The organism is Streptomyces sp. EDA2-14 (assembly GCF_054963755.1).
Genome location: NZ_JBUEGE010000003.1, coordinates 73,813 through 87,626 on the forward strand (window position 1 = coordinate 73,813; position 13,814 = coordinate 87,626).

General features: G+C 73.3%; 12 protein-coding genes. 5 read left to right on the top strand and 7 right to left on the bottom strand.

The genetic code is table 11. The features are described 5' to 3' along the window. The first annotated feature begins 184 nt into the window (after nt 1-184). Nucleotides 185-1,807: a DUF6345 domain-containing protein gene (locus tag ACY34M_RS10165; RefSeq protein ID WP_462719277.1), complete on the top strand. Its 1,623-nt coding sequence runs from the start codon at nt 185-187 to the stop codon at nt 1,805-1,807. Between the two features lie 15 nt (nt 1,808-1,822). On the opposite strand, the gene ACY34M_RS10170 is transcribed toward ACY34M_RS10165, so the two are convergent. The 3 genes from ACY34M_RS10170 to ACY34M_RS10180 all read right to left on the bottom strand — a co-directional run bounded on the left by ACY34M_RS10170 (nt 1,823) and on the right by ACY34M_RS10180 (nt 6,068). After that, the gene (locus ACY34M_RS10170) at nt 1,823-3,208 is read right to left on the bottom strand and encodes an amino acid permease (protein ID WP_462719278.1); all 1,386 of its coding nucleotides are present in this window, start codon (nt 3,206-3,208) and stop codon (nt 1,823-1,825) included. A gap of 90 nt (nt 3,209-3,298) precedes the next feature. Further along, on the bottom strand, nt 3,299-5,386 hold the full coding sequence (locus ACY34M_RS10175; protein ID WP_462719462.1) for an alkaline phosphatase family protein: 2,088 nt from the start codon (nt 5,384-5,386) through the stop codon (nt 3,299-3,301). A gap of 256 nt (nt 5,387-5,642) precedes the next feature. After that, nucleotides 5,643-6,068, bottom strand: a complete 426-nt coding sequence (locus tag ACY34M_RS10180) for a hypothetical protein (protein WP_462719279.1) — start codon at nt 6,066-6,068, stop codon at nt 5,643-5,645. An 89-nt stretch (nt 6,069-6,157) separates the two neighbouring features. Here ACY34M_RS10180 and ACY34M_RS10185 point away from each other — a divergent pair, with 89 nt between their 5' ends. Together ACY34M_RS10185 and ACY34M_RS10190 are read left to right on the top strand one after the other, a co-directional pair. Further along, entirely contained in the window at nt 6,158-6,931 is a 774-nt protein-coding gene (locus tag ACY34M_RS10185; RefSeq protein ID WP_462719280.1) for an MBL fold metallo-hydrolase, read from the top strand. Nucleotides 6,932-6,965: 34 nt separating this feature from the next. Then, the gene (locus ACY34M_RS10190; RefSeq protein ID WP_462719463.1) at nt 6,966-7,595 is read left to right on the top strand and encodes a DedA family protein; all 630 of its coding nucleotides are present in this window, start codon (nt 6,966-6,968) and stop codon (nt 7,593-7,595) included. On the opposite strand, the gene ACY34M_RS10195 is transcribed toward ACY34M_RS10190, so the two are convergent. The 3 genes from ACY34M_RS10195 to ACY34M_RS10205 form a co-directional block, all read right to left on the bottom strand. Then, a complete protein-coding gene (locus ACY34M_RS10195; protein WP_462719281.1) occupies nt 7,575-8,639 on the bottom strand; it encodes an MBL fold metallo-hydrolase in 1,065 nt (354 codons plus the stop codon). The genes ACY34M_RS10190 and ACY34M_RS10195 overlap by 21 nt on opposite strands. Then, nucleotides 8,636-9,934, bottom strand: coding sequence for an aminotransferase class I/II-fold pyridoxal phosphate-dependent enzyme (locus ACY34M_RS10200; protein ID WP_462719282.1), 1,299 nt, complete (start codon nt 9,932-9,934; stop codon nt 8,636-8,638). The genes ACY34M_RS10195 and ACY34M_RS10200 overlap by 4 nt, the downstream gene beginning before the upstream one ends. A 245-nt stretch (nt 9,935-10,179) precedes the next feature. Continuing rightward, nucleotides 10,180-10,944, bottom strand: a complete 765-nt coding sequence (locus ACY34M_RS10205; RefSeq protein WP_462719283.1) for an ANTAR domain-containing response regulator — start codon at nt 10,942-10,944, stop codon at nt 10,180-10,182. Between the two features lie 75 nt (nt 10,945-11,019). Here ACY34M_RS10205 and ACY34M_RS10210 point away from each other — a divergent pair, with 75 nt between their 5' ends. Continuing rightward, the gene (locus tag ACY34M_RS10210; protein WP_462719284.1) at nt 11,020-12,144 is read left to right on the top strand and encodes a GAF domain-containing protein; all 1,125 of its coding nucleotides are present in this window, start codon (nt 11,020-11,022) and stop codon (nt 12,142-12,144) included. Nucleotides 12,145-12,166: 22 nt separating this feature from the next. Here ACY34M_RS10210 and ACY34M_RS10215 read toward each other — a convergent pair whose 3' ends face one another. Then, nucleotides 12,167-12,985 (bottom strand): RNA polymerase sigma factor SigF, encoded by an 819-nt coding sequence (locus tag ACY34M_RS10215; RefSeq protein WP_462719285.1) that lies wholly within the window; start codon nt 12,983-12,985, stop codon nt 12,167-12,169. A gap of 350 nt (nt 12,986-13,335) precedes the next feature. On the opposite strand from ACY34M_RS10215, the gene ACY34M_RS10220 reads away from it, so the two are divergent. Further along, a complete protein-coding gene (locus tag ACY34M_RS10220) occupies nt 13,336-13,776 on the top strand; it encodes a CBS domain-containing protein (protein WP_462719286.1) in 441 nt (146 codons plus the stop codon). Nucleotides 13,777-13,814: the final 38 nt, after the last annotated feature.

Consider the following 13,814-nt stretch of genomic DNA (forward strand, 5'->3'; position numbering starts at 1 on the left):
GGGGGTGCGGTCGCGGGGCTCTGCCCCGGACCCCGCGCCTCAATCGCCGGCGGGGCTTGGCTGGTGAGCGGCGAGGCTGGTAAGTGGCCGGAATAGGCGCTGGGCAAGGCGGCACGGGGGTGACATTTTGGGGCCTCCCGCCAGGGGGCTTCAGGGGGAACCGCAGGGGGTTCACACCATGCGCATGAGCTACGCGGACCGAGGTCCGTCACCACTGGAGACCGGCAAACCGGGAGCGACCGACCGGGACTCGACGTTCGGCTGGTGGGGTGCGTTCAGCATCCAGAAGTTCGTCAACCAGAACCCGCTCTCGCACACCCACGAGGACGCGACCGGCTGGCTCGCGTACCTGCAGCAGTTCTACGACCGCAACTTCTGGTTCGCCGACAACGGCGTACAGGTGTGGGCGTACGAGGAGACGTACGACAACTGGCAGGACCGGTACGGCGTGGACGCCGTCGTCGCCGTCTACCACTCGGGCCACGGCGGCATGGACGGCAACGGGGTGTTCTTCGCACCGCTCGGCGCGAAGTGGGACAACCGCTCGGACGCGGTGTCCAACCGGATGGCGTTCGGCAACGAGAAGGCCAACTACGTCTTCTGGTCGACGTGCAACTCGCTGCGCGTCCTCGACGGGCACTCCCCCGTACGCACGTGGGCGGGACCGAACCTGGGCTCCCGGATGATCTTCGGGTTCGAGACGACGAGCATCGACAGTCCGGACTACGGCAAGAAGTTCTGGGAGAAGTGGCGGGCCGGGCAGACGTTCTGCGATGCCTGGCTGAACGCCAGCTGGGACATCTACCACGGTCAGGCGCCGTCGGTCGCCGCCACGGGCGCCACACAGGCGGAGGCGCAGAACCGGCTGAACTCCGAGCGCAACTTCTACCGGGACCACGTGCCCGACGACTGGTACGCCTGGCGCTGGTACTACGCGCGCGAGGGCCTGCGCGACCCGCTGACGCAGGCGCCGCAGCCCCCGCAGATCGTGCAGCTCGCGCCGCGCGACCCGAGCGAGGAGCTGACGACGCTCGGCCGCCTCGCGCACTTCCCGTCGGCGGCGTTGCAGGACGTGCAGGTGGAGCGGCAGGGCGTGCTCAGCGCGAGCTCGGGCGACCGGTTCGTGTCGACGGCGCCGCAGGCGGTGCGCTGGGTGAAGCTCGCCGAGGCCAACCACCGCAACACGCGGCAGCTTCCGACGCAGCGCGCGGTGGAGCTCGCGCAGCAGTTCGCGCGGGAGCACGCGGAGGGCGTCGAGCTGGTCGTGGACGGTGTGCACGACCTGATGCAGAACAGCGGCAGGAAGGACGGCTCGCAGATCGGTGAGCCGGTGTCGCTGCAGACGCACGTCACGTTCCGGCAGGCCTTCGACGGAGTACCGGTGATCACTCCGGGCCGCGGCGAGTTCCGGGTCGCGCTCGACAACGACGGCACCGTCGTCCAGGCGACCCTGTCGACGCGCCGGCCCACCGGCGAGACGCGCACGCCCGCTTCGGCGGTCGCGCCGCCGTCCGGCAAGGGCCGGGAGGCGCTGCCCTCGCCCGGTGCGCGGGACCCGCGGCAGGCCCTGGACGAGGCGCAGCAGCGGCGCATCGGCCATCTGGCGGCGATGGCCGCCGACAGCGAACGGTCGGCGGCCGACATCGAGGCGCAGCTGGAGATCAGGGACGTACCCGGTTCCCTCGAGGTCGGTTACGAGATCGAGGGCAACGAGGCGTACCCGGCAGCCCGCAAGCTGATCGAGATCGGCTCGCGGGACAGCATGTTCAAGAAACTGCGGTGGGTGAGCGCACCCCTCGCCAGGTGACCGACGGGGGTCGGGTCAGTGGGTGGCGGTCCGCTTCTTGCGGGCCGCCATCCACGCGTAGACGAGGACACCGACGAACAGGAAGACGACGCCCTGGTAGACGGCCGCGTATCCGGCGCCGCCCACCAGCCACATCGAGAAGCCGAACGCGGCGAGCGCGAGGATCATGTCGCGCGTGAGGCGGCCCTTGTTCACCCGGTGGCCCTGGCCCGACAGCAGGAAGTAGATCTGCGCGGCGGTGGCGAGGAGGTAGGGGACCGTCGCCGTGAACGTCGTGATGAGCACGAGGCTCTCGAAGACGCCGCCCGAGCCGGCTGTGTAGTTCCAGATGGTCAGGAGTGAGGCGAGGACGACGCCGACGAGCACGCCGAACGTCGGGACGCCGCGCTTCTTGCGGGCGAACGCGGCGGGGAACAGCCCGTCCTTCGCGGGGGCGTACGGCGCCTGCGCGGAGAGCAGCGTCCAGCCGTTGAGCGCGCCGAGGATCGAGACGACCGCGGCGATCGCGACGGCCGTGCCGCCCCACGTACCGCCGAACATCACGTTGACGGAGTCGGTCATCGGCGCGGTGGATTCCACCAGCTTGTCGTGGGCGACGGTGCCGAAGACGGAGACCGTGCACAGCAGGTAGACCAGTGCGGCGAGTCCGGTGCCGAGGACCGTGGCCCGGCCGACGTTGCGCTCCGGGTCGCGGACCTCGCCCGCGCTCATGGAGGCGGACTCGACGCCCAGGTAGCTGAAGAGCAGGATCGCGGCGGACGCCGAGACCGCGCCGACCGGGGAGTCCCCGCCGGCCTGGAACGGGCCGAGGTTGTCGGCGTCGAAGAAGAACAGGCCGCCGATCGCGACGAGCACCAGCGGCGCGAACTTCAGGACGGTGGAGATCAGCTGGACGGCGCCGACGTAGCGGGTGCCGGCGAGGTTGGCGAGCGCGGGCAGCCACTGGCAGGCGAGCGCCGCGACGATCGTCCAGAACGTCGAACCGTGGATCGGCAGGAGCACATTCAGGTAGCCGACGGCGGCGACGGCGAGCGCCGCGTTCGACACCCACGAGGTGATCCAGTAGCTCCACGCTGCGAGGAACCCGGCGAAGTCGCCGAAGGCCTCGCGGGCGTACACATAGGGTCCGCCGGTCTGTGGATGCCGCTTGGCGAGCCGTCCGAAGACGAGCGCGAGGGCGATGGCGCCGACCGTCAGGACGCCGAAGGCGACCAGCGAGATCGTGCCGTACGGGGCCACGGACGCGGGCAGCAGGAAGATGCCGCCGCCGATGATGTTGCCCATGACGAGGGCCGTGGCGATGGGGAGACCGAACCTGCGGGCGTGCTTGCTGCTCTGGTTCTGGTCGTCGTCCGCTGCCGGGGCCGTCTCGGGAGCGGGGGCAGTCCCGGTGTCGAGCATGGGGGGAAGTGCCTCTCGATTGTGCTGGGCCACCGCGGGATCGCCGGATGGCGGGGCCCATGGTCCGGTGAGCCCCCACCCCGCTCCAAATCAGGCCGAATTGTCCTGCGACTCAGGGGGCGTGGCCGTAAAAGATGCACTGCCGGGGGCACGCCGGAGGGAATTCTCCACGGGCTGCTCCAGGGGCTTCGCCGCAGGTCGGTCCAGGGGCAGCGGCGCGGCGGTCACCGGGACCTGCGGTCCGTTCCCCTCGGTCAGCCAGCGGCGCAGCACCTGGTGCACCTGCTCGGCGCCGACCAGGGCCTCGCCCTCCGGCACGGGCTCGGACAGCTCGGCGGGCGACAGCAGGAACGGGCGGCTCTGTGCGCCGCCGAGCCCGCCGTGCGAGCCGATCTGTTCCTCGAAGGCGTGGACCTCGCCGTCCACCGGGTCGTACATGGAGTTGACCATGATGTCGGCGGTGTGCGGGAAGGAGTCGGTGCGGCGCACGGCGTCGGCGGCGCCGGGGCCGAAGTCGGCGAGCGGGCCTTCGCCGTCGGCCAGCTCGGCAATCGGCACCTGCGCGCCCTGCGCCCCGAGCACGACCGCGCCGTGCTCCTCGCTGCGGACGAGGAGGAAGCCGATGCCGGGGTGGTTGGCGAGGGTCGGCAGCAGGGCCGGGTTGCGGTCGTCGATCTCCTCGCGGGTCATCCGGTGCGGGACGTCCGGGAAGGAGACGAGGCCGAGGTTGCCGGAGGCCAGCACGATGGGTTCGCTGCGGCGGCCCTTGCCTGCGGCCTCCTCGACGGGCCGGTGCAGCGCGGCCCGGACGGCGGCGCGGGCCTCGGCGCCGCTGCGGGTGCGGCCGACCCGGCGCGAGACCGGCAGCCCGCAGCCCGCGCGCACGAGGTCCTGGAGGGTGAGCCCGTAGCGGCCGCGGAACGTTTCGCCGGGGCTCTGGCCGTGGTCGGACAGGACGACGATGCGGTACGGGCGCGGGGCGTGCTCGGCGACCTTGACGAGCAGCGCGAGCGAGCGGTCGAGCCGTTCGAGGACCTTCTGCGCGTCGCGGCCGAAGGGGCCCGAGTGGTGCGCCACCTCGTCGTAGGCGACGAGGTCGGCGTAGACGGCGCTGCGGCCCGCGAGCATGTCGCCGATGACGGCCGCGACGACGACGTCCCGCTCGACGACGGTCGCGAACGCGCGGATGAACGGGTACAGGCCGCCGCGCCCGATCCGCGGCCGCTCCTTGCGCAGGCGGGAGCGCGTGGACTGGCCGATCTCGCGGCCGACCTCGGCGAAGAACGACAGGACGGTGCGCACGGCGTTCGCGGGGTCGGAGAAGTAGGCGAAGTACCCGGCCCGTGAGCGGTTCTCCTTGCCGCGCCGGGCGGCGACGGAGAGTACGAGCGCGACCTGACCCGCGCCGCCGCTGAACAGGTTGCCGCGGCTCGCGCCGTCGACGGTGAGCAGTCCGCCGTCGCCGGTGTGCGCGACGGCGCGGCGCTGGAGTTCGGCGGCGCTGGTGGGCCGGTTGGACACCTGGGTCTCGCCGGTGTCCTTCTCGTACCAGCGGAAGGCCGGGATGTCGTGATTGGACCCGTGCAGGATGCCGAGCTGGCTGGCGCCGGTCTGGCTCGACCAGTCGGTGCGCCAGGGAGTGAGGCGGTGGCTGCCGTCGCTCAGCCATTCGCCGACCGTCGGCATCACGTCGTCGCGCACGGCGCGGCGCAGCACCTCGTGCCCCACGCCGTCGAGCTGGAGGAAGACGGTGCCGGAGGTGGGCGGGCAGCTGGCGGCGGCTTCGATGCCGCGGCGGCGCCTGCGGTCGGCGAGCCGGTACAGCCGCCTGCGGTACGCGTCGTCGTCCCGGACGGCGAGCGCACCGCCGGTCGCCGAGGCGATCGCCGACATCACCGCGGCCACGACGACCGCGGTCTCGAGGTTCGCCTCTCCCCTGCCGTCCGGGATGAGGTGCAGCGCGATGAGCAGCAGAGCGCCGTTGAGCACGAACACGAAGAGGCCGAGGACGAGCGCGGGGACGAGGAGCAGCGCGCGCACCAGGATCGGCCAGACGAGGGCCGAGAGCAGGGCGAAGGCGGCGGCGCCGAGGGCGGCGGTGACGGCGACGCGGGTCATGCTGTCGCCGTCGTCGGACTTCAGCTGGAAGTCCGGCAGCAGCCCGGCGAGGATCATCATCGTGAGGGTGCAGGCGGCCCACACGGTGACCGATCGCCAGGCCGTGCTTCCGGCCCGCCTCCACCACCGGCCTCCGGCCACGTCTCGGCTCCCCTCATTGGTCACGTGGGGTCAGGGTTTCATACCTTTTGGGGCTACCCGGTGTTACGCCCACGGGGCTCCGCCCCGGACCCCGCGCCTCAATCGCCGGCGGGGCTTGATAGATCAAGCCCCTGCGGCGATTGAGCAGCGGGGTCCGGGGCGGAGGCCCGAGGCGTCAGCAGCCGTCGTAGCCCGCCGTGGGCATCGAGAGGCGGCGGTGGACGCGGGCCTTCATCTTCGCGTCGTACGACGGTTCCGCCAGGCCCGCCGTCTCCAGGCGCACGCCCCGTCGCTCGCACTCCGCGGAGAACGCGTCCACCGAGCGCAGCGCCGCCCGCAGGACCCGCTCGCAGGGTGCGACGAAGACGTCGACGAGGCCCGCGTCGACATCCGCCCACAGCACCTCGTGGTCGGGGCGGACCGAGTGGACCAGCAGCTCGCGGGTGACCACATAGCCGCGCTCGGCGGCCCAGCGTGCGCACATGGCGTGCTGGCTGCGCGAGTCGACCAGGAAGGGGTCGGCGTCCAGCTCCTCCAGCGGGATCAGGCTGGCGATGGCCGCGACCCGCACCGCATCGCCACTCCCGTCGGATGCCCCCATGCGTCCCCCCTCACCACAGCTTTCGGCGACGACCCTACTCCTGCACGTAGGCTCAAGGGAGTCGCCCGAAGGAGCACAAGGAGGAGCGCGTGCCGGTGGAGATCACCTGGTGGGGTCATGCGACCTGCACCGTCGAGGACACCGGGACGCGCGTACTGACGGATCCGCTCTTCGCCCGGCGCCTGGCGCATCTGCGGCGCCGCCGGGGCGCGCCCCCGCCGCCGCGCGCCGCCGAGGCGGACGTGGTGCTCGTCTCCCACCTGCACGCCGACCATCTGCACGTGCCCTCGCTCGCCCGGCTCGCGCCCGGCACCCGGGTCCTGGTGCCCAAGGGCGCCCCGCGCGCCGTGCCCGCCCTGCGCAAGCTCGCCACGCTGAAGATCGTCGAGGTGGAGCCGGGCGCCGAGATCGAGGCCGGACAGGTGACGATCGAGGTGGTGCGCGCCGAGCACGACGGGCGGCGCCTGCCGGTCGGCCCGCATGTCGTGCCCGCGCTCGGCTATGTGGTGAACGGCGAGGCCCGGACGTACTTCGCGGGCGACACGGGGCTCTTCGACGGCATGGCGGAGGCTGTCGGCGAGGTCGACGTGGCGCTGCTCCCGGTGGGCGGCTGGGGCCCGTACCTCGGCTCGGGGCATCTCGACGCGGGGCGGGCAGCGGAGGCGCTCACCCGACTCGCGCCGCGCAGCGCGGTGCCCGTGCACTACGGGACGTACTGGCCGATCGGGATGGACGCGGTGCGACCGCACGAGTTCCACGCGCCGGGCGACGAGTTCGTACGGCAGGCGGCGCTGCGCGCGCCCGGCGTGGCGGTGCACCGGCTCGCGCAGGGCGAGAGCGTGCGGCCGGAGGTGGCCGGATGAGCCACCCCAGCAGACGGCCGGGGGCTGCCCCGTGATGTTCTTCGCCGCGTCCCAGGTCCCACCCGAGTCGACCCAGCAGGCCGTCGGCTACCCGTCGTTGTTCCTGCTGGTCTTCTTCGGGGCGCTGGTTCCGGTCATTCCGACCGGCGCGCTCGTGAGTTCCGCGGCGGTCGTGGCGTTCCACCACAGCGCGCCGCTCTCGCTCCTGCTCGTCTTCGCGGTGGCGGCGCTCGCCGCGTTCCTCGGCGATCTCGTCCTGTACTGGCTGGGGCGGCGCGGCATGGGCTCGAAGAACGGGTCGAAGTGGCTGGAGGCGCTCCGCTCGCGGGCCCCGGAGGAGCGGCTCGCGCAGGCGCAGGGCAAGCTCGCCGACCACGGGGTGATGGTGCTCGTGCTGTCCCGGCTGGTGCCCGCCGGGCGGATCCCGGTGATGCTGGCCTGTCTGCTGGCGAAGATGCCGCTGCGGCAGTTCGCCCGCGGCGACGTCCCGGCCTGCCTCGCGTGGGCGGCGACGTACCAGGTCATCGGCATCCTCGGCGGCTCCCTCTTCCCGGAGCCGTGGCAGGGCGTCGTCGCGGCGATCGTCCTGACCGTGCTGATCAGCGCGGTGCCCGGCGTGTGGCGCAGGCTGCGGGGCCGGGAGTCAGGCGGTCAGCACGCGTGAGCCGCCCACAGGGAGGTCCCACAGGGCCGTGCTCGGCAGTCCCGCCGCGGCCCACGCGGTCCGCAGCCGGGTGAGGGGTTCGAGGACCGGCTCCGCCGACAGCAGGAACGTCGCCCAGTGCATCGGCGCCATCCGGCGCGCGCCCACGTCCTGCGCCGCCCGCACGGCGTCCTCCGGGTCGCAGTGCACGTCCTTCAGCCACCAGCGCGGGTCGTACGCGCCGATGGGGAGCAGCGCGAGGTCGATGCCCGGGTAGCGGCGGCCGATCTGCGCGAACCAGTGGCCGTACCCGGTGTCGCCCGCGAAGTAGATCCGCTGCCCTTCGGAGTCGGTGAGCACCCAGCCGCCCCACAGGGTGCGGCAGGTGTCGACGAGGCTGCGCTTGGACCAGTGGTGGGCCGGCACGAAGTCGAAGCGGACCCCGTGCAGCTCCGCCGCCTCCCACCAGTCCAACTCGGTGACCTGGGTGAAGCCGCGCCGGGTGAACCAGCGGGCGAGACCGGCGGGGACGAGCACCGGGGTGTCGCGCGGGAGTCTTTTGACGGTCGGCCAGTCCAGGTGGTCGTAGTGGTTGTGGCTGATGACGACGGCGTCGACGCGGGGCAGCGCGCTCCAGGCGACTCCGGGCGGGGTGACTCTGGCCGGGGTGCCGAGGATCTTGCGGGACCAGACGGGGTCGGTGAGGACCGTGAGGCCGCCGATGCGGACGATCCAGCTGGCGTGTCCGACCCAGGTGACGGCCGCGGTACGGGTGTCGGCGGGCGGCAGCGGGCCCGGCTCGAAGGGCAGCTTCGGGATGTCGGTGAGGCTCTCGGCGGGCGGCCGCAGCGCGCCCTCGCGGGCGAACCGGGCGAAGGCGCGCAGGCCCGGCAGCGGAGCGGTGAGCCGGTGTGTGAAGGACTTGGGCCAGCGGCGCGGCACGTCCTCGGCCGCGGTGCCTCCCCCGCCGAGCGGCCGCGGCTCGACGAGGGGCGGGAGGGCCGCGGTGTCGTCGGCGCTCCGCGCGGTCCCCTCGGCAGACGGTGCTTCGGACGCTTGCGTCATCGCTCGGACTCCCATCCTTCGCCTGCCGGTCCGTCTCCGATGCCGCGGAGCGTCGACTCCACCATGGTCAACACCCGTGCCACGTGCGGCAATTCCAAGGGCTCCGGTGAGGTGAGGGACGCCCTGCGTTCGTCGGGGGTTGACCCGAGCAGCGGTCCCGTCGACAGCCGGGCCCGCAGCGCGCCCTGTTCGTCGCCGAAGCGGTGGCCGCCGGGGACCGGCATGCCGAGCCGCTCCCCGAGGAAGTCCTCCAGGTCCTGGGAGTCGCTGACGCCGAGCGCGGCGAGCCGGGGCCGCAGCTCCTCCAGGTCCATGTAGAGGTGCCGGCCGGCCCGCGGCGGTCTGGCGAGGCCGCCCGCGCCGAGCACGGCGCGGTGCAGGGCCCCGGCCACCCGCGCGTGCAGCGCGGCGCCGGCCGCGCGGCGCTCGGTGACCTCCTCGGTCTCGGTCAGGACGTACATGGCCGCGGCGGCGACCGGCGCCGGGAGCAGCGCGCCGGTCGCGGTGAGGATGTCGAGGACGCGGGCGCGCAGCCTGCCGCCCTGCTCGGTGGCGGGGAACCGGGCGCAGGCCGCGGGCAGCGAGGGCGGCAGGAACGCGCCGGTGAGGTCGTTGATGACGGTGACGTCGCGCGGGTACATCTCGGCGGGGCTGAACAGGACGGTGTCGGCGCCGGGGTGCAGGGTGTCCCGCCAGGTCTCGTCGCTGATCACGTGCAGTCCCTCGGCCGCGGCGGCCTCCACGGCCTCGTGCAGCGCCTCGGGCGGCGGCACGGTCGCCGTGGGGTCGTCGGCGACGGACAGCACGAGCAGGCGCGGGTCGCCGCCCTCGACCCTGACCCGGCGGACCGTCTCCAGGAGGGCCGTCGAGTCGGGGACGCCGCCGCACTCGGCGGGCGTCGGCACGTGGAACACGGTGCGGCCGAGGAGCCGGGCCTGCGGCACCCACCACGCCGAACAGGGGCGCGGCAGCAGTACGTCGCCGCCGAGCGCCGCGGTGAGGGCGAGCAGCAGCGGGGCCGCGCCGGGCGCCGCACCGAGCTGTTCGCGCTCGGTGCGAAGGCCGCGGCGCTGCCAGTACCCGCAGGCCGCTTCGAGCAGGGCGGGCGGCCCGCCGGGCGGTTCGGACGCCGCACGTCCGGCGGCTCCCGCGGCGACGGCGACGATTTCGGGCAGCACCGGGAGGCCGGGGTCGGGCAGCGGCGGTCCGTAGCGCACGGGCCCACGGCCCTCGGGGGCGCGCTCCCGCGCGGTGCCGGGGCCCGCGGGCCGGGCCGTGGGTTCCGATTGCCGCATGCTGCCTCCGTGCCGTCCGCTCTCCGTGCGGGTGGGGTCGCTTCAGGGGGCGGCGGCCGCCGTGGGGTGGCGGGCCACCGGGCCCACTCCCAGCGTCACACCTCGCCGGGGGTCCGCGCGCGGCGTGGCCCCCGCGTCCGCGCTCCTCTCCCTGTGCGTACCCGTGTGGGCGCCGGGGCAGGCGGGGTTCGGCGCGGCGGCTGGGCCGCTCGGGTGACCGGGCGTGCCGCGGGCGGGGCGGACGCTCACTCGGCCAGGGCGCTGAACTCGCGCTCCAGGCCGCGTCCGCGCCGCTCGACGACGGCGGAGGCGACATCCGCCAGTTTCCGGTTCGTCGTCTGCGAGATCCGGCGCAGCACGGTGAACGCGTCGTCCGGACCGCAGCCCAGCACATGCATGACGATCCCGCAGGCCTGGTCGACCACGGGGCGTGAGCGCAGGGCCGCGCCCAGCTGGTCGACCTCGGAGAGGGCGGCCTGGTAGGAGCGGTCCCGCACCAGGGCGCTCGCGGCCAGATCGCCGAGGGCGCGGACCGGACCGTGCGAAGCGGTCTCCAGGCCGCCGGGTCGGAAGCTGTAGAGACTGAGCGTGACCGTGAGATCGCCGCTGCGGAACGGGATGGTCACGCTGGAGCGCACCCCGGAGTCGAGGGCGAGCGCCCGGTAGTCGGGCCAGCGGCGGTCGTTCAGCAGGTCACTGGCGTCGACCGGGTCGCCGCCCTCCTCCGCGGCCGGTATGGGTCCCTCGCCGGAGCGGTCCTGCACGGACAGGAGCGCGGCGAGATCGGGGTGGGTGACCGCGCTCGGCCGCTCGTCGGTGCCGTCGCTCGCGGTGGCGACGGCGCCGCAGCAGTCCTCGGTGCACCTGACCGCCTCTTCGGCGAGCTCGGAGAGCCGCCGGGTCGGCAGCCCCGACTCCGGTGCCCGCACGGCCGGTTGGTCGAGCGGCACGGGGGACTTCCCGACCCGGGCGGGGCGGTTGTCGTGATCGTCCGACACGTGCTTTCGCATCGGGTTCAAGCCTCCTAGGCGGTCGACTTCCCGCGCCCGGCTCCCGAAAACCGCGGTACGGGATACGTTCTCAGCATGGCGCAGACGGAGGAATTCGACGAAGAGCGGACGGACTTCGTGCGCCGGGTGGCGGAGTTGAAGGCGGCGCGCTCGGTCTCCACGGCGGAACTGCCCGCCGTCCTCGACGCCGCGCTCTTCGAACTCGACCACGTGGTGGGAAAACTGTGGCCGCAGGCCCGGCGGGGCGAGGCCGTGGGCGTCGAGCGGGCGGGCCGTCCGGCGGACCGGCAGGAGCAGCAGGTGCTGCGCGCCGTCTTCCAGCGCCTCCCGCTGCCGGTGGCGCTCGTGGACCGCGAGTCGGTGGTGCGCCGCCTGAACTTCGCGGCGACGACCTTCACGGGGGTGCGCGCCGGATACGCGACAGGCCGCCCGCTGTCGGGGCTCCTCGCGCACGCCGACCGGGCCGCGTTCCGCTCGCAGGTCGCGGCGGTGGCCCGCGGCGAGGGCGATCGGGGACTGACCGTGCACCTGCAGCAGAATCCGCACGCCCCCGTCCGTACCGTCCTCACCGGCCTGCGCCCGGGCAACGAGCCGCGCACCACGGTCCTCGTGACGCTGCAGCCCGCCGACGACGCCGCCGTCCCGCCCGCCTCGTCCCGGCCCACCGCGCCGGTCCCCGACCTCGCGGAGACGACGCGGCACGCCGCACTCACCGACCTGCTCGACGCGATGACGCGGGAGCTGCTCGGCGGCCCGGTGGGCGATCCGGACGAGCTGTTGCGGCGCGCCGCCCGCGTGCTGCACGGGCGGTTCGCCGACTGGGTGGTGGCCGACAAGGGGGCCGCACGCCTGGAGCGCACGGCGGTGCTCGGCGCGGACGACGCGGCCGTACGGGACATCGCCGCGCAGGACCCGGCCACGAGTCCGCTCGTCGCCGAGGCGGCACGCGGTGGCGCGCCGGCGCTGCTCGTGCGCCCGGAGGACCTGCGGGCCCTGGGGGACGACGCGTCGGGGGCGCCGGTGCTCGTGCGCGCCGACGTCACCTCACTGCTGTGTGCTCCACTGATTGCCGCGCCCGGCGAACCGGTCCAGGGTGTGCTCACCCTGTTCCGGTCCGCGGGCCGCCTCGCCTTTTCGATGGCCGAGGCGAAGACACTCGACATGATGGCCCGTCATATCGCGTTGGCCATACGGAAGTAGCGACTTCCGTCCGGGCGGGCGCCTAGGCGGCGTCCGCGAGGACCTGATCGCGCAGCCGGTCGCAGCAGCGGCTGATCAGGCGGGACACGTGCATCTGCGATATGCCGAGCCGCTCGGCGATCCGGCTCTGCGTCATGTCGCCGAAGAACCGCATGTAGAGGATCTCCCGCTCCCGCTCCGGCAGCGCCGCTATGCGCGGCTTGACGGCTTCGCGGTCGACGACGACGTCGAGCGCCGGGTCGGCGTCGCCGAGGGCGTCGGACAGCGAGTAGCCGTCCTCGCTGCCGGGCAGTTCGGCGTCGAGGGAGAGCGCGGTGAAGCTCTCCAGCGCCTCAAGGCCGGTACGGGCCTCGTCCTCGGTCATGTTCGCGTGTTCGGCCACCTCACTGAGGGTCGGGGCACGCCCCGAGATGGACTGGGACAGTTCGTGCTGGGCAAAGCGGACCCTGTTGCGCAGGTCCTGGACGCGGCGCGGCACATGCAGTGTCCACATGTGGTCGCGGAAGTGCCGTTTGATCTCACCGGTCACGGTGGGTACCGCGTAGCTCTCGAAGGCGTTTCCGCGCTCCGGGTCGTAACGGTCCACGGCCTTGACCAGACCGAGTGCCGCCACCTGACGCAGATCCTCGTAGGACTCACCGCGGTTGCGGAAGCGTCCCGCCAGGCGGTCGGCCATCGGCAGCCAGGCCTCTACGACTTCTTGGCGCAGTTCGTCGCGCTCGGGCCCTTCGGGCATGTCGGACAGCTGCTCGAAGGCTTCGGCGGTGTCGGGGGCGTCGTCGTGCGGGTGGCGTCCACTGGGCTTCACCGGGTTCTGGGGTGCGCTGGTACGCGTGCGCATGGGTCGCAACTCCCTGATGTGCCTTGGGTTCGGTGGTTACCGTGGGAGTCGCGCCCGCAGGTCGAATCGGACACACCCGGGGCGATCCTGCGGACCTGGATGCACGACACCGTCGTACATCTCCCACGGACGTGCCTCCTGTCCGAAGCACTGTCATTCGCCTGCCCTGGGGGCATCGCCGCAAACACCGCGGCATCTCCAGCGTGCGCCCCGTGGCCGGGGCCCGCATGTTCGCGCCACCGTGCCCGCCGGGTCCCGAACCCTTGCAAAAGGCGGGGAATGGCTCCGGACCGGCCGGGTACCCGGGCCGAAATCCGGAGCACCCGAGCACGTGAAGGGGCCGAAATACGATGGCCGATGTGGTGAGTGACGTCATGACACCCGGTGTCGTCGCGGTACGCCCCGACGCCTCGCTGGTCGAGGCCGCCCAGCTGATGCGGGCGCAGGACATCGGGGATGTACTGGTGGCGGACGAGGCACGGATCGTGGGAGTGCTCACGGACCGTGACATCACGCTGCGGGCCGTGGCCGACGGGGCCGATCCGCTCACGGTGAGCGCCGAGGAGGTGTGCACTCCGCGCCCGGTGGCGATCGCCCCGGGCGACGAGGTGTCCACCGCGGTCACGCTGATGCGCGAGTACGCCGTGCGCCGCCTGCCGGTCGTGCAGGACGGGCATCCCGTCGGGATGGTCAGCCTGGGCGATCTGGCGCTGACGCAGGATCCGGCGTCCGCGCTGGCCGACATCAGCGGCGCGGCCGCGGACAGCTGGGCGGACGGCACACCCGGCTGAGCCCGCCCCGCCCGAGAACAGTGAACAGCCATACTCAG

What these genes read in the sequence shown, in the direction of transcription:
- ACY34M_RS10165 (WP_462719277.1), top strand. Translation starts at nt 185, where the DNA reads ATGAGCTACGCGGACCGAGGTCCGTCACCACTGGAGACCGGCAAACCG.
- ACY34M_RS10170 (WP_462719278.1), bottom strand. Translation starts at nt 3,208, where the DNA reads ATGCTCGACACCGGGACTGCCCCCGCTCCCGAGACGGCCCCGGCAGCG.
- ACY34M_RS10175 (WP_462719462.1), bottom strand. Translation starts at nt 5,386, where the DNA reads ATGATGATCCTCGCCGGGCTGCTGCCGGACTTCCAGCTGAAGTCCGAC.
- ACY34M_RS10180 (WP_462719279.1), bottom strand. Translation starts at nt 6,068, where the DNA reads ATGGGGGCATCCGACGGGAGTGGCGATGCGGTGCGGGTCGCGGCCATC.
- ACY34M_RS10190 (WP_462719463.1), top strand. Translation starts at nt 6,966, where the DNA reads ATGTTCTTCGCCGCGTCCCAGGTCCCACCCGAGTCGACCCAGCAGGCC.
- ACY34M_RS10195 (WP_462719281.1), bottom strand. Translation starts at nt 8,639, where the DNA reads ATGACGCAAGCGTCCGAAGCACCGTCTGCCGAGGGGACCGCGCGGAGC.
- ACY34M_RS10200 (WP_462719282.1), bottom strand. Translation starts at nt 9,934, where the DNA reads ATGCGGCAATCGGAACCCACGGCCCGGCCCGCGGGCCCCGGCACCGCG.
- ACY34M_RS10205 (WP_462719283.1), bottom strand. Translation starts at nt 10,944, where the DNA reads ATGCGAAAGCACGTGTCGGACGATCACGACAACCGCCCCGCCCGGGTC.
- ACY34M_RS10210 (WP_462719284.1), top strand. Translation starts at nt 11,020, where the DNA reads ATGGCGCAGACGGAGGAATTCGACGAAGAGCGGACGGACTTCGTGCGC.
- ACY34M_RS10215 (WP_462719285.1), bottom strand. Translation starts at nt 12,985, where the DNA reads ATGCGCACGCGTACCAGCGCACCCCAGAACCCGGTGAAGCCCAGTGGA.
- ACY34M_RS10220 (WP_462719286.1), top strand. Translation starts at nt 13,336, where the DNA reads ATGGCCGATGTGGTGAGTGACGTCATGACACCCGGTGTCGTCGCGGTA.